Raw genomic sequence first — 15,422 nt, forward strand, 5'->3', positions numbered from 1 at the left:
CTGAGACTCTCATTAAAAATGACAGGCATTTGCTTCTTGTTCATCGCTGTGGTTCATCTTTAAGCCATAGAGACGAATATAGATGTTGTTAAGTGATTTGCCCGCATAATCGGGCAGAATTTTTATATCAGGCATCAAGGAGAAAATTTATGCAACGGTTAGCTGGAAAAGTCGCAATCATTACCGGCGCAGGTTCAGGCTTTGGTGCTGCAATGGCCAAGCGTTTTTCACAAGAAGGTGCTCGGATTGTTTTGGTGGATTTGAACGCCAAACATATTGAAGATCAGTTGGATGATTTATCTGACGAGGCAATCGCGGTGCGTGGAGATGTCTCGCGCAAAGACAGTGTCGCAGATATTATGCAGACCGCTTATGACCGCTTTGGCCATATTGATATTATGGTCAATAATGCCGGTTTTACCCATCGCAATCAGCCATTGACGGAAGTCAGCGAAGACAATTTTGATCTGATCAGCGCCGTCAATATGAAGTCGGTTTATTATTCGACCCTTGCACTTGCACCTTTGATGGAGCAGCAGGGGGGAGGTGTGATCATCAATATGGCATCTGCCACAGGGCGTCACCCGCGCAAAGGCTTGGCATGGTATAGTGCCTCTAAGGGTTGGGTTATCAGCGCCACCAAAGCATTGGCATTGGAATTGGCGGAAAAGAAAATCCGTGTGAACTGCATTTGTCCGGTGGAAAGCGATAGTGGTGCATTGCCATTATTCTTGTCTGAAGACACGGCAGAAGCACGTGAACAACTGGTCGACACAATTCCGATGGGACGTTTGTCGACGCCAACAGATGTGGCCAATGCCGCTTTGTGGCTGGCATCCGATGAAGCAGCTTTCATCACCGGTGCTGCCATTGATGTGGATGGTGGCTACAGTATTTAAGCCTGATTTTGTTTGTTTCGGGCAAAAATATGCCAGTTATAAAAAGCACCCGCCGCCATCATCAGGCAGGTGCCTAAAAACACCGCCCGCATGCCGAAATGGCCGCCAATGAAGCCGCCGGATAAGGGGCCGATCACCTGTCCGGCATATTGTGCTGAAGTGGAAAGCCCCAGAATGCCGCCGGAAACCGCATGGGGTACATTATGCCGGATCACACTGGTGATGCAGGGCAGCAAACCGCCAAGCGAAAGCCCCATCAGAAAACGTAAACTGATCAGCTGCCAACTTTGTGTGACAAAAGCCTGCGGGATAAGCAGCAGTGCAGAAACTGCAAGCGCTGCAATAATCACTCTTGTGTGACCGATACGGTCGGCAATTTTACCTAGTTTTGATGCTGATAAAATACTGCCCAAAGCGGCCGCTGCCATGACAACACCGGAAACCATTGTCAGCGATTTCTGGTCGTCCAGCAATTGGGCTACATAAACCGTGATAATCGGTTCCACCGACATATTGGCAACCATCAGCAAAGTGCCGGTAATCAACATGGCGATGATCGGTCGTTTGTCGGGAATTTGTTTCCATGCACTTTGTGATGCTTGAGTTGCATCACTTGCTTTTGGGTTTTGCGGCTTTTTTTCTTCACGAATGAAAAAGCTTGTCGCCAGAAATGTGAAGAAAATAACCCCGCCAGCCAACCAAAATGTGGCGCGGATGCCGATAATCGGTGGCAAAGCACCGCCGATCAACGGGCCAACCAAGTTGCCCGCCATAATGCCGGAGGACAAAACACCAAGTGCCCAAGCGGTGCGGTCTTTCGGGGTTTGGCTGGCAACTAAAATGGTGGAGCCCGAGGCATAACCACCTGCAAGCCCTGCAAATAAACGAAGCGCCACTAATTGCCAGACATTGGTGGCCATGCCGATCAGCGACATCGCAACGGCCATGCCAAGCGAGGCGCGTACCAACATGAGCTTGCGGCCATAGCGGTCGGCCATACGTCCCCAAAGAGGGGCAACGAGTGCGGCGGCAAAGAAAGTTGCCCCATAGGCAATGCCCGACCATTGCACGATTTGCGCGTGATCTTCGATCCCCAATTGCTCGACATAAAGCGGCAAGAAAGGCAAAAGCAGCGTCATCGCCACAATCGTTGTAAATGAGCCAAAGAAGCTCACCAGCAGATTTTGTCGCCAATATTGGTCTGTTTCACGATTCAAATCTGAACCTGCATTTTGATCTGACGGGCTATTTGTCATGATGCCATGTAGCGTGACAGGCTGGCTGTATCCGCAATCGTACAAAATTCATCATGGAGATTGGCAAGTGACATAGCCTGAATGGCATCAGCTTTATGCACTGTGCCGTCCGGTCCTGTCCGGTCGAAAGTCCACGTCGCATCATGGACGAGATATGTGTCGAAGCCTAAATTTCCGGCCATGCGCGTCGTGGTTTCGACGCAATGATTGGTGGTGGCGCCACAGATAATGACACTTTCAATGCCTGCTTGCCGTAAACGATCCTCCAGATCGGTGCCGATAAAAGAACTGTTCACCTGTTTGACAATCACCGGTTCACCGGCTTGCTCCAAAGCACATTCTATGGGTTGAAAACCGCTATTTTTACGGTTGAAGCGTGAGTTTTCCGCATCATTGCGATGTCGGATATGAAAAATAGCTGCATTTTTTGCTCTGAAAACACTGAGCAATCGGGAAATATTATCTTCCGCTGAATGATTATTGCGTTGACTGCCGGAGGCCGCCATTTCACTGAAGGCTTGCTGCACATCAATAATAATCAAAGCGGATTTATCTTTGTTGAAATTCAATGCTGACATTTTTATTTTCTTTAAATTTAGATACGATCCATCAATGCAAACCACGACAGCGCTAGAAATAAAAGTGGCGCGCGGAAGCGACGGCCACCCGGGAATGCCGGAATATGCAAGTCTTGCAGCAATTGCAGTCTTTCGCCTTTGCCGGCAAGTTTTTCAGCGTAAAGCTGCCCCATCAAATTGGCAAGCATCACACCATGACCGGAATAACCGCCGGCTGAAATGACATTGGGCATCACTTCGCGCACAAACGGCTGGCGCGGCATGGTAATGCCAACCGAGCCGCCCCACGAATGGGTGATTTCAATATCGGCCAATTGCGGATAAATTTCTGCAATCTGGCGGCGAATATGCTGGCTGATTTCGCGCGGATTATCTGCCGTATAGGCTTCACGCCCACCAAATAACAGACGGCCATCTTGGGTGAGACGGAAATAACGCACCACAAAGCGCGAATCATCTACTGCTTCACCGCCCTGCAAAACGCCGTATTTCTTGTCCAGCGGTACAGTTGCGCCCATGAAAGAGCGGATCGGCATCACATGCGCAGCACTGACAGGTTCAAGCAAACCGCCATGCGCATTGACCGCCAGTAAACAATGATTAGCGGTGATGGTGCCGTTGTCAGTGGTAACGGTTACACGTCCGTTCTGACTTTCCAGTTTGGTGGCTTTGGTATTTTCAAAAAGCGAAGCACCCGCCTGAGATGCTGCTTTGGCCATGCCGACCAATAATTTCAGCGGGTGGATATGACCGGTTCCGCTATCATAGGTGCCGCCATAATAACGTGTTGAACCAAGCTTGTCGGCGGCTTCCTGCGCATCTATCATCCGTATATGTGGATAATTGTAGCGTGTCTGCATCAGCTCCACATGGCGTTGATATTGCTTCAGATAACGTTTTTTATGCGCTACCGACATCTGGCCGGACGCATACTCGATGTCGATATTATGTTGATCGCAGATGCTTTTAATCAGCGGCTTGCTGTCTTCAGCCAGATCAAACAGGGCTTTGGCACGGGTGAAGCCGTATTCTTTTTCAAGTTCTTCTGCCCATGATCGCTGTCCGGTGCCAAATTGGCCGCCATTGCGCCCCGATGCGCCGTCACCAAAACGGGCGGCATCAATGAGCACAACATCGACACCGCTTTGAGCCAAATGATAGGCTGCAGAAAGTCCCGTATAACCGCCGCCGATAATAACGACATCTGCTTGTCTTGAACCATCAAGAGCAGGGTAGCTCGGCCTCGTTGAAACACTCGCCTCATACCATGATACACCAGGCGAAATCGGGCTTTGATAGATTGGGTTTTGCTGCAACATACGGGTTGTCCCGTTAGAGTGTTATCGTATCAAATATAAATCTGACGTGTGAAGCAGAGCGGAAGAAGGCCAGAGAGGGTAATCAAAATCGGATATTTATCCATGAAAACCTCTCTGACTTTATATTTTTTATATATGGGGTAGTGGTGGCCTTTTAAACGTTGAGAAGCAGATATTCACGCTCCCACGGACTGATGACTTCCATGAAAGTTTCAAATTCTGCACGTTTAATGGCGGCATAAGTGGTGACGAAAGATTCACCTAAGAACTTTTGCAGTTCTTTGTCATTTTCAAACAATTCCACCGCTTCAATCAAGCCGCGTGGCAGTTCAATTTCATTGCGGTTCACCGATGTTGCAACCGGTTCATCCGGCTTGATCTCATTAATGATACCGATCAGGCCGCAAGCCAGTGAGGCTGCCAACGCCAGATAAGGATTGGCATCAGAGGACGGAATGCGATTTTCCACACGGCGGCTGCCAGGCTCCGAGCGCGGAACACGGAAAGCGGTGGTGCGGTTGTCATAACCCCATTTGACGTTGACGGGCGCAGAAGCATCCGGTGTCAGACGGCGATAAGAGTTCACATAAGGCGCAAACATCACCAGTGCATTGGGCACATGTTTTTGCATGCCACCGATGAAATGCAGGAAGTGATCGCTTTCGCTGCCATCTTCATTGCTGAAAATATTGCGGCCGGTTTTCTTATCGACAATCGACTGATGGATATGCATGGCCGAACCCGGCTGGCCTTGTATCGGCTTGGCCATAAAGGTTGCATACATATCATGTTTGAGCGCGGCTTCACGGATTGTGCGCTTGAACATGAACACCTGATCGGCAAGCTCAACCGGATCACCGTGACGCAGGTTGATCTCCAACTGTGCTGCTCCTTCTTCGTGGATCAGCGTGTCAATTTCCAAGCCTTGGGCTTCGGAGAAATGGTAAATATCATCGATCAACTCGTCAAACTCGTTGACGCCGGCGATTGAATAACCTTGTCCGCCACCAATGGCACGGCCTGAGCGCCCGACAGGCGGGGTCAGCGGATAATCAGGATCAGGGTTTTTCTTGACCAGATAAAATTCAATTTCCGGCGCAACGACTGGTTTGAGGCCGCGCTTGTGATAGGCGGCAACCACACTGCGCAGCACATTGCGCGGCGTATATTCAACATTCTTGCCGTTTTGATTAACCAGATCGCAGATGACTTGTGCAGTCGGATCGGATTCCCAAGGGACAACGCAAAGCGTCGATAAATCCGGCACTAATTTTAAATCGCCGTCATTCTCCGGATAGGCAAAGCCGTGACCGTCTTCAGGATAATCGCCTGAAATTGTCGTCATGAAAACTGCGGAAGGCAGCGCCAAAGATGTATTGGATGTAAATTTTTTCGACGGCATCATTTTGCCGCGCGCAACACCGGCCTGATCCGGAGTGATACATTCAATATCTTCAATATCGCGCCATTCCAGCCATTCGGAAACTTGCTTCCAGTTTTTAACGCCGCGCAAGGATTTGACATGTGGCGGAGTGCGGCGTCTGGTTGTGGGCTTAGTAATTTTTTTCTCAGGTGTATCGGCAGACATTAATCACCAAAATATGAACTATAGAGGCGCATGATAGCCCTATCGCTTGAGATTTACAAATAGGGAAATGGCGATACAAATATGAATATTTTTTGACGCTAAAAAACAAAAAGTAAAAGAAAAACTCCGGCAACCGCAGCCGCCGGAGCAATAATTGTATGACAGAAACATTCAAAACAGTATCAAAGTGTATTCAATACGTTTCAGGCTTTGATCAGGCAGATTTGGAAACGATAACAGGGATGAGGAGATCGCCCCAGTTGCCGTCTCCGCCGTGATGGCGGGCTGAGCGGATCAGCTCCACCGAAACACCGGCATCAACCGCTTTCATCACCGCATAATTGAGGCGATGTAAGTCATTGGCCAGCATGCGGATAACTGTTTGCTGGTCACTATTCATCGAAGAGGATTGTTCCTCGGCTCTTTCTTTAACGCGGGCAGGTGAAGCGGTTGACATTTTTATTCCCCTTTTAAAAAATTATTCAGCTGCGGGCAGAAATTGTGCATGTTCGGTGGATTCACCCATGGCGGTGGTCGAAGACTGGCCGCCAGTGATTGCCATGGATACGGCATCGAAATATCCGGTGCCGACTTCGCGCTGGTGCTTGGTCGCTGTATATCCGCGTGTTTCGGCTGCAAATTCAGCTTCCTGCAATTCGGAATAAGCGGCCATCTGGCGCTCTTTATAGCCTTTGGCCAGTTCAAACATGCCGTAATTGAGCTGGTGGAAACCGGCGAGCGTGATGAACTGGAATTTATAACCCATTGCACCCAATTCACGCTGGAATTTGGCAATTGTCGCATCGTCCAGATTGGCTTTCCAGTTGAACGACGGCGAGCAGTTATAAGCCAAAAGCTTGCCCGGATGCGCTTTATGAACGCCTTCGGCAAATTTGCGTGCTTGCTCCAGATCAGGTTTTGATGTTTCACACCAGATCAGATCACAATGCGGAGCATAGGCGACCGCACGGGCAATACATGGTTCCAAGCCGTTTTTGACATGATAGAAGCCTTCAACGGTGCGGCCCTTGTCATAATCAACAAATGGCTGGTCGCGCTCGTCAATATCCGAGGTCAAAAGCTTGGCGGCTTCTGCATCCGTTCGTGCAATCACCAAAGTTGGTGTGCCCATCACATCAGCTGCAAGACGTGCTGCATTAAGATTGCGGATATGTGCCGCTGTTGGAATGAGAACCTTGCCGCCCAAATGGCCGCATTTTTTCTCGGATGCCAGCTGGTCTTCAAAGTGAACACCGGCCGCACCCGCCTCAATGAAAGCCTTCATGATTTCAAACGCATTAAGCGGGCCACCAAAACCTGCTTCTGCATCGGCAACAATCGGCGCAAACCATGTATCGACTGAAAGGCCGTTGCCTTCTGCGGTTTCAATCTGGTCGGCGCGCTGCAAGGTTTTGTTGATGCGCTTGGCTAGCTCCGGTGCGGCATTGGCCGGATAGAGCGACTGATCCGGATACATGGCGGAAGCCGTATTGGCATCGGCGGCAACCTGCCAGCCGGAAAGGTAGATGGCTTGCAAGCCTGCGCGAACCATCTGCATGGCCTGATTGCCTGAAAGCGCGCCCAGTGCATTGACGAAATTTTCTTCGTGGATCAGCTTCCAGAGACGATTGGCACCATTTTCGGCCAGCGAATATTTGATTTCTACAGAGCCGCGAAGACGCTTTACGTCTTCGGCACTATGTGCGCGCTGGATCCCTTCAAAACGACCTTTTGGGGCGGATGGGATAAGGTTGTAAAAATCAGTCATTTCTTGTCTCCTCACATGAATGAACTTTTGTAAGACCAAAACAAAATTACTTGGCCGTCTGTTACTTTTTTTACAATTCGCTGACTTGAACAGCCAGAAAAATCATGTTTTTAGCCAAATAATTGAAGTAACTCTGTCAAAACCTTGACTGGGAGTAGATGTAAATTTGTAAAAATTGTCATGAGTTTTTTGTTTCACAATTTTGTAAAAACGTGTCAATCTCGAGTTTCAATCGATGGGGGAGTTGATGAGCGAGCGTAAGATTTTTGCCGGACCAAGGATCCGCCGCATCCGCAACGAGCGTGAACTGACGCAGACCGCAATGGCGGAAGCGCTCGGTATTTCGCCGTCTTATCTCAATTTGATCGAGCGCAATCAGCGCCCTTTGACGGTGCAGCTTTTACTTAAACTCACATCGGTTTATCAACTCGATATCAACCAGTTGCAGGGCGAAAGCGGCACTGCGGTTTCGGCATTAAAGGAAGTGTTTTCCGATCCGTTGTTAAGCGGCGAATTACCCGGCGATCAGGAATTGATTGAAATCGGCGAAGCGGCACCCAATGCCGCACTTGGGGTGATCAAACTTTATCGCGCTTATAAAGAGCAGCGCCAGCGTTTGTCGGATTTGTCGGATATGCTGGTCAAAGATGGCCGCCCGACAGCATTGACGGCAACGCGTCTGCCTTTTGATGAAGTGCAGGATGTGTTGGCGCGCCATCCTTATTATTATGCATCGCTGGAAGAAGAGGCGGATGCTTTTTTGAAATTATTGAATGCGGGTGACGATCTGCAAGCCAGTTTAAAAAACTGGCTGCGGACGGAGCATGGCATTATGGTACGCACGCTACCTGTTGCAACCATGCCGGATTGGCGCCGCCGTTATGATCGTCATTCGCAGCGTTTGTTTATTTCCGAGCGTTTGCCGCTGACAGATCAGTTGCAGGAAATTGCTTGCGCCGCAGTGATGTTGCGCATGCAGGTGGCAATTACTGCGGCTACAGAAGCACTGAAACTGACATCGCGTGAGGCACGGCGTATTGTCACCCAAGAGCTGGCGCTTTATGCAGCGCGTGCGCTGATGATGCCTTATCGCAATTTTCGTGAAGCTGCACAACGCGTGCATTATGATATTGATGTGTTGGCTGCACGTTTTCGGGTGTCATTTCAGCAAGCCGCCAACCGGCTGGTAAGTCTGCAAAAAACAGGCGTATCGGTGCAGCCGTTTTTCCTGATGGAAATCGATCATGCCGGTAATATTTTTCGCGCAGTCGGGGCGCAGGGTTTTCCGCATTCAGCCTTTGGCGGGCAATGTCCCAAATTAGGGCTTTATGCAAGCTTTGCCCATTATGGGCAGGTGCTGGTGGATGTGGCGGAAATGCCGGATCAAAGCCGATATCTGACCATCAGTCGCACGGTTGAAGGCATGCAGGCGGGCTATGAGGAAAGACCGCGTCGCACTGCCCTAATGTTGGGTGTTTCTATGCCTGAGGGAGAGGGAGTGATCTATCGCCGCGGCGTGCCGTCAGACAGGGTTTTACAAGTCGGAAAAGCCTGTCGTTTATGTGAGCGGCAGGGCTGTATTGCACGTGCCGAACCCCCACTGACAAGGCCCTTGGCGCTGGATGAATCTGTCTCCGGATTGTCGGCTTTCGACTTCCAGTAAAGAAACAAAAAATGCTGCGATGGATATTCTTGCGGCAAAAATATCAATCAGCGGATTATTTTGCTTTTCTGCCCCCAATTTCTTGTGGCGAAAGGGCGTATTTTGCCCTTTGTGCGGAAGCTTCCTGTTGACGAAAGCTTCGTTATCTAAAAAGGTAGCCGAGAGAAATAATCTCGTTGTCTTTAACCTGCATAGTACAACAATATGCAGACTGGAGTGCCTTATGAGACTGAAGCCTTTTCTTCTGACAGTTGGTGCGTTATCCGGGCTTGTAATGGCAGCTGCTCTGCCGGCTATGGCGCAGGAAAAAGTCGTCAATATCTACAATTGGTCGGATTATATTGACGATTCAATCCTGAGAGATTTTACCAAGGAAACAGGAATTAAAGTCGTTTACGACGTTTACGATTCCAACGAAATTCTGGAAACAAAACTGCTGGCGGGTGGGAGCGGATATGATCTCGTGGTGCCGTCTGGCGAGTTTCTTGGGCGTCAGATTCCAGCCGGTGTTTTCCTGAAACTGAATAAGGAAAAACTGCCGAATTTGAAGAATATGTGGGACGATATTTCCGAGCGCGCGTTGGTTTACGATCCGGGCAACGAATATTCGGTCAACTATATGTGGGGCACCACCGGCATTGGCTATAATAAGGCCAAGGTTAAAGAAATTTTAGGCACCGACACGATCGACTCGTGGGATGTGCTGTTTGATCCGGAAAAATCGGCAAAATTTAAAGATTGCGGTATTTATTTGCTGGATTCCGCCAGTGAAATGCTGCGTCCGGCACTGAATTATCTGGGTCTTGATCCAAATTCACCCAATCAGGCCGATTTGGAAAAAGCGCAGGAACTCTATTTGAGCATTCGCCCGAATATCCGCAAATTCCATTCCTCTGAATATATCAATGCGCTCGCTAATGGCGATATCTGCATGGCTGTCGGTTATTCGGGTGATGTGTTCCAAGCGCGTGACCGTGCAGCAGAAGCAGGCCAAGGCGTAGAAATCGGCTATTCGATCCCGAAAGAAGGCGCTTTGATCTGGTTTGACCAGATGGCCATTCCGGCAGATGCCAAACATGTCGATGAAGCTTTTGCCTTTATGGATTACATGATGCGTCCGGAAGTTATCGCCAAGGCATCGGATTATGTTTTCTATGCCAATGGCAATAAAGCATCACAGGAATTTTTGGATAAGGAACTTTTGGAGGATCCGGAAGTTTACCCCAATGAAGATGTGATGAAAAAGCTGTTTGTGCCCACACCCTATGACGCAAAAACGCAGCGTTTTGTGACACGCGCCTGGACAAAAATCGTCACCGGCCAGTAACGAAATCAAAGAGAAAGCGCCCCGTCAAAAACGGGGCGGTTTTTTTAAATCCTGTGTTCAGCTTCAACTGTCACATTTATTTAAAAGATCAGTACCTTAACGGATGCTTGCAGCCATCAGGCAAACCTATGGCAGTTTAAACCTTCCAAACCGTTGAACCGGATATATGGTGAAGAATATGGAATCTTTTGGCAGCTTTCGCCGTAAATTTGCGCCGTGGAGTGATCCGGCAGCAAAGCCGTTTATTTCGTTTGAAAATGTGACGAAGAAATTTGCAGATACCACTGTGGTGGACGATCTGTCGTTGAATATTTTTCACCGCGAATTTTTTGCACTTTTGGGCGCTTCCGGTTCGGGTAAGTCCACTTTGCTGCGCATGCTGGCGGGCTTTGAAGAACCAACTTCCGGCCGCATCAAGCTGGATGGGCAGGATCTGACCGGCATTCCGCCTTATAAGCGCCCCGTCAATATGATGTTCCAGTCCTATGCTTTGTTTCCGCATATGAGCGTTGAGGCCAATATTGCTTTTGGCCTGAAACAAGACGGTATGGCGAAATCAGAGATTGATGACCGTGTGGCAGAAATGCTGAAACTGGTGAAGCTGGAAAAATTTGCCAAGCGCAAACCGCATCAATTATCGGGTGGCCAGCGCCAGCGTGTTGCCTTGGCGCGTGCTGTTGCCAAACGTCCGAAAGTGCTGCTGTTGGATGAGCCATTGGGCGCATTGGACAAAAAACTGCGCGAGCAGACCCAGTTCGAGCTGATGGATTTGCAGTATAAATTGGGGCTGACATTTATCATTGTCACCCACGATCAGGAAGAAGCCATGACGATGGCTGACCGGATTGCGATTATGGATTCAGGCCAGATCATGCAGGTGGCAACACCGGCGGAAGTCTATGAAGCGCCGAAATCGAAATTCATCGCCGACTTTATCGGCAATGTGAACCTGATTGAAGGGGAAGTGGTAAAATCTGCCAATGGTATGGCAGAGATTGCAGCCATTAATTTGAGCACAACCATTGCAACGGAAACCCGCGAAACCCTGACTGCCGGTCAAAAAGTGTGGTATGCAGTGCGACCGGAAAAAACCCGTATTGAGCGTGAGAAACCACAGGATGCATCCATCAATGCGGTTGAAGGCGAATTATGGGACATTGCTTATTTCGGCGATATGACTGTTTTCCATGTGCGGTTGGATAATGGCTTTACGATGAAGGCTTCCAGTCTCAATGCGGTGCGTAAAACCGATGATCCGTTTGCTTTTGATGATCGTGTATGGGTATCTTTTGACACCGATGCCGGTCTGGTGTTGACCGCCTGAGGAGGGTGATCCGATGCAAAAACTGATCACAGGTCTCACCAGCCGTCTGGTTATTGCAGTGCCCTATTTATGGCTGCTGGTGCTGTTTCTGGTGCCGTTCTTTATTGTTTTTAAAATTTCGCTCTCGCAGGTAGCGATGGCCATTCCCGCCTATGCGCCCGCTTTTAATTTCACCGACAGTCTGGCTGAAATCTGGGCAAAGGTGAAAGAACTTTCCTTCGATAATTACTTCTGGCTGATAGAAGATGCGCTTTATTATAAAGCCTATCTTTCGAGCCTTAAGATTGCGCTGATTTCCACAGCGCTGACATTGCTGATCGGTTACCCGATGGCTTATGGCATTGCGCGGGCACCGCTCAATTATCGGCCAGTCTTGCTGATGCTGGTGATCCTGCCGTTCTGGACATCTTTTTTGATCCGCGTTTATGCATGGATTGCGATTTTGAAACCGGAAGGTCTGCTCAATCAGTTTTTGATGTGGTTAAATATCATTGATACACCATTGACCATTCTGAACACGGATACCGCGATCTATATCGGTATTGTCTATTCCTATCTGCCTTTCATGGTATTGCCGCTTTATGCCGCTTTGGAAAAGCTGGACTATTCCTTGATTGAGGCCGCACAAGATTTAGGTTGTCCGCCATTGGCGGCTTTCTGGAAGATTACTTTTCCATTGTCTTTATCAGGCGTGGCTGCCGGTTGTTTCCTCGTCTTTATTCCTGCAATGGGCGAGTTTGTTATTCCCGATCTCTTGGGCGGTTCGCAAACGCTGATGATTGGTAAAACCATCTGGAGCGAGTTTTTCTCTAACCGTGACTGGCCGGTTGCGTCGGCGGTTGCCGTGGTCTTGCTGCTTATTCTGATTGTACCAATTGTGGTATTCCAGAAAGTGCAGGCACGGGCGCAGGAAAAGGGCTGATAAGATGAATGCTAAATGGTCACGTTTTAATATTGTTTCGGTCGTTCTCGGTTTTGCGTTTCTCTATCTGCCGATTGTGCTTCTGGTGGTTTATTCTTTCAATGAATCGCGATTAGTCACCGTCTGGTCTGGCTTTTCAACCAAATGGTATGTGGAGCTCTTCAATAACCGCGCTTTAATGGATGCCGCATGGGTTACTATTCGCGTGGGGCTGTTATCAGCAACCATTGCGACTGTACTTGGCACATTGGCGGCATTGGCATTGACCCGTTACACGCGCTTTCGTGGGCGGATGCTGTTTTCCGGCATGGTTTATGCACCGCTGGTGATGCCGGAAGTGATTACCGGCCTGTCGATGTTGCTGTTATTCGTGGCAATTAATTTTGATCGTGGTTTTTGGACATTGCTGCTGGCGCATATCACATTTTCCATGTGTTTTGTGGCTGTGGTGGTGCAATCACGCCTGATGGGTTTTGATCGCTCACTGGAAGAGGCGGCTCAAGATTTGGGCGCTACACCGGTTGTAACTTTTATGAAAATTACATTGCCGTTGATCTTGCCTGCGGTTTTGTCGGGTTGGGTCTTGGCACTGACTTTGTCGCTGGATGATCTGGTGATTTCCAGTTTCACCTCCGGCCCGGGTGCAACGACTTTGCCGATGAAAATTTATTCGCAGGTGCGCCTGGGCGTAACGCCTGAGATCAACGCGATCTGCACTATTTTGATCGCATTGGTCACCACAGCTGTGATCATTGTCTCACTTGTCAACAAGCGCCGCGAAGTGCAGCGCCGGCGTGATGAGCGGGCCATGTATCAGACGGTTTAAGGTGTATTCATCGGTGAGATAAACGGGCGATCCCATGAGCCGCCGACAAAAAACTGGATGGCAGGCGCTGGTTTTTCCGGCGCCTGTTCTGTTTCAGCTGTCTCGGTGTTTTCCGTGTCTTTTGCCGGTAAGGTCAGTGTACCGGAAAGAGCAAGACTGCGATCCAGAAATGGCACAATACCTGCAAGCGAGAGGGTGCCGCTTTCTGTTTCAAGCTTTGCGGTGTTAAGTGTGGCAACACCATCGGCAAGTCCTGCCTGCACATCCAATCGTTTGAAATTCAGCGCCATATTTTCTTTGCGTTCGAGTGCGAAGAAACGCTCGGAACTGGCATTCTTGATGAAGTTATCAATGTCGAAACCCTGCAATTTGCCATTACCGAAATTGATACTGATTTCGCCATCGGCATTGGTTGGCAATTTTGACCACTTTGTCAGTGGTGCTTTCATGATAAGTGCGATATTGCCGCGCGCAGAAATAAAGCCGCTGCTGAGGCCGAATACTTTGGTAAAATCGGTGCTGTCGATGTCGCTGCCATTGAAGCGCAATTCGGCATTGGTGCCTTGCAGATCACGCTGAATTTGCACACTGGCCGAGACATTGCCTTTAAAGGCTTTGGCATCACCAATGTCAAAAAGTGCCCGGCCATTGCGCACCTGTACCGCTGCCGCTACATTATTCATGCTCAAAGGGCCTGCACTGGCGGTTTGGGCGGAAAGGCGCAGATCGACCTCTGCCAATTGCATGAAATCGGTGTTGATCACGTCACGCTTGTCATCAATGCCGCGTTCAAAATCATAAAAAACATTGGTGCTAGGCTTTTCCGGAAGCGGAATGAAAGCACTGATAAGGCCGCGAAAATTGAGATGCTGGAATGCCAATGTACCGCTGATCGAAGGCCGCGGGCTTAGACGTATGAATTCAATCGCACCTTTGGCTGGATTATTCTCATTGTCCAACACCAGATCATTGAGGTTGATATGCTGATGATTGGCGGACAAAGTGGTTGCAACCGTCAATGCGCCGACACGGGCAGAGCCGGGTGGAGGAGGTGCCCCAAGCCAATAGATGGTGCGGCTAAGATCAGGCGATTTGACATTGAGCGCCCCCTCAAACATATAATCATTGGAAATATTGGCCTTGCCGTTAAAGCTCAATTCCAGTGGTTTGGCGGTGATTGATGCGTTAATCGCAGAGGTTGCGCCGGCAAAAAGCTGTAAAGGTTGAGGTGCGGAGAGATCAAATTCTGCCACTTCATCTTTCCAGCGCAGATTGCCTTTGAGTGATGCGGCTTGTGTGGTTTGCGGCCAGTTCAGGGTGGCGTTGATATTGTTGACCACCTCATCGACATCCGAGCCAAATTTGCGGAAAGTGAGGGTGCCGTCACGAACAACAATGCGGCCAAAAGGCTGTGATGTTTGCTGACGGGTCGCAACATCGCTTTTTTGTTCAGAAATCAGCTCTTTGGCAGCACGAATGGCAACACCCAGCCGCCCGTCGGACTTGCCCAAACCTTCCAGCACTTGCTGTGGATCAATCACTGGTTCGCCTATATCAAAAACAGGGCGCACCAATTGGGTTTCATAAAATGAAATATGGCCGAGCAGCGCATCAAAGGGTGAAAGCTCGACATCGATACGCTCGACGCTCATGACTTTTTTGGTGGCGGTATCGCTATAATCGCTTAAGATTACATCGTTGAGTGAAGCGCGCAATGTCGGGAAAAATTTCAGTTGCGGTGCCTGACGCAGTTCAACGGTATAACCCGTCCAGCTGCTTAATTCTTGTGCTACACGTATGCGAATGGCATCAGTTGATACGATATAAGGCAATGCGGTTAAAGCTGCGATTGCAGCCGCACTGATCATAACGATGATTGCCAAAATAAGGCGCAGCGTTTTGGGCATGAATGTCCTGAAAGTTTTGTCGATAGTGGATCAATGTTTAAAAGC

General features: G+C 49.3%; 13 protein-coding genes. 6 read left to right on the top strand and 7 right to left on the bottom strand.

Annotated elements, in window-relative coordinates; translation table 11 throughout:
- Positions 1–149 precede the first annotated feature (149 nt).
- Positions 150–899 (top strand): glucose 1-dehydrogenase, encoded by a 750-nt coding sequence (locus tag ACI0FR_RS03615; protein WP_374829451.1) that lies wholly within the window; start codon positions 150–152, stop codon positions 897–899.
- Here the strand turns inward: ACI0FR_RS03615 and ACI0FR_RS03620 are convergent.
- The 6 genes from ACI0FR_RS03620 to aceA all read right to left on the bottom strand — a co-directional run bounded on the left by ACI0FR_RS03620 (position 896) and on the right by aceA (position 7,408).
- Positions 896–2,155, bottom strand: coding sequence for a multidrug efflux MFS transporter (locus ACI0FR_RS03620; protein ID WP_404906538.1), 1,260 nt, complete (start codon positions 2,153–2,155; stop codon positions 896–898). The two genes, ACI0FR_RS03615 and ACI0FR_RS03620, sit on opposite strands and share 4 nt — an antisense overlap.
- Positions 2,152–2,733, bottom strand: coding sequence for a cysteine hydrolase family protein (locus ACI0FR_RS03625; protein WP_374829455.1), 582 nt, complete (start codon positions 2,731–2,733; stop codon positions 2,152–2,154). Before ACI0FR_RS03625 ends, ACI0FR_RS03620 begins: the two co-directional genes overlap by 4 nt.
- 17 nt (positions 2,734–2,750) lie before the next feature.
- Positions 2,751–4,052 carry an NAD(P)/FAD-dependent oxidoreductase gene (locus tag ACI0FR_RS03630; protein WP_404906537.1) on the bottom strand — a complete coding sequence of 434 codons (1,302 nt, stop codon included), beginning with the start codon at positions 4,050–4,052 and terminating at the stop codon, positions 2,751–2,753.
- Between the two features lie 154 nt (positions 4,053–4,206).
- Entirely contained in the window at positions 4,207–5,640 is a 1,434-nt protein-coding gene (locus ACI0FR_RS03635; protein ID WP_404906536.1) for a glutamine synthetase family protein, read from the bottom strand.
- 214 nt (positions 5,641–5,854) lie between these two features.
- Positions 5,855–6,097 carry an SMc00767 family acetate metabolism repressor gene (locus tag ACI0FR_RS03640; protein ID WP_374829461.1) on the bottom strand — a complete coding sequence of 81 codons (243 nt, stop codon included), beginning with the start codon at positions 6,095–6,097 and terminating at the stop codon, positions 5,855–5,857.
- Between the two features lie 21 nt (positions 6,098–6,118).
- Positions 6,119–7,408 carry an isocitrate lyase gene (gene aceA, locus ACI0FR_RS03645; RefSeq protein ID WP_404906535.1) on the bottom strand — a complete coding sequence of 430 codons (1,290 nt, stop codon included), beginning with the start codon at positions 7,406–7,408 and terminating at the stop codon, positions 6,119–6,121.
- Between the two features lie 247 nt (positions 7,409–7,655).
- Between aceA and ACI0FR_RS03650 the strand changes: the two genes are divergently transcribed.
- The 5 genes from ACI0FR_RS03650 to ACI0FR_RS03670 all read left to right on the top strand — a co-directional run bounded on the left by ACI0FR_RS03650 (position 7,656) and on the right by ACI0FR_RS03670 (position 13,470).
- Complete coding sequence (locus ACI0FR_RS03650) at positions 7,656–9,071, top strand: helix-turn-helix domain-containing protein (protein WP_404906534.1); 1,416 nt, start codon at positions 7,656–7,658, stop codon at positions 9,069–9,071.
- A gap of 223 nt (positions 9,072–9,294) precedes the next feature.
- On the top strand, positions 9,295–10,398 hold the full coding sequence (locus ACI0FR_RS03655; RefSeq protein ID WP_374829467.1) for a polyamine ABC transporter substrate-binding protein: 1,104 nt from the start codon (positions 9,295–9,297) through the stop codon (positions 10,396–10,398).
- 178 nt (positions 10,399–10,576) lie between these two features.
- The gene (locus ACI0FR_RS03660) at positions 10,577–11,722 is read left to right on the top strand and encodes an ABC transporter ATP-binding protein (protein ID WP_404906533.1); all 1,146 of its coding nucleotides are present in this window, start codon (positions 10,577–10,579) and stop codon (positions 11,720–11,722) included.
- A 13-nt stretch (positions 11,723–11,735) separates the two neighbouring features.
- Entirely contained in the window at positions 11,736–12,644 is a 909-nt protein-coding gene (locus tag ACI0FR_RS03665; protein WP_404906532.1) for an ABC transporter permease subunit, read from the top strand.
- A gap of 4 nt (positions 12,645–12,648) precedes the next feature.
- Positions 12,649–13,470 carry an ABC transporter permease gene (locus ACI0FR_RS03670; RefSeq protein ID WP_404906531.1) on the top strand — a complete coding sequence of 274 codons (822 nt, stop codon included), beginning with the start codon at positions 12,649–12,651 and terminating at the stop codon, positions 13,468–13,470.
- On the opposite strand, the gene ACI0FR_RS03675 is transcribed toward ACI0FR_RS03670, so the two are convergent.
- Entirely contained in the window at positions 13,467–15,377 is a 1,911-nt protein-coding gene (locus ACI0FR_RS03675; RefSeq protein ID WP_404906530.1) for an AsmA family protein, read from the bottom strand. The genes ACI0FR_RS03670 and ACI0FR_RS03675 overlap by 4 nt on opposite strands.
- Positions 15,378–15,422: the final 45 nt, after the last annotated feature.

The sequence above is a fragment of the Paenochrobactrum sp. BZR 201-1 genome (assembly GCF_044987585.2).
Classification (GTDB): domain Bacteria; phylum Pseudomonadota; class Alphaproteobacteria; order Rhizobiales; family Rhizobiaceae; genus Paenochrobactrum; species Paenochrobactrum pullorum.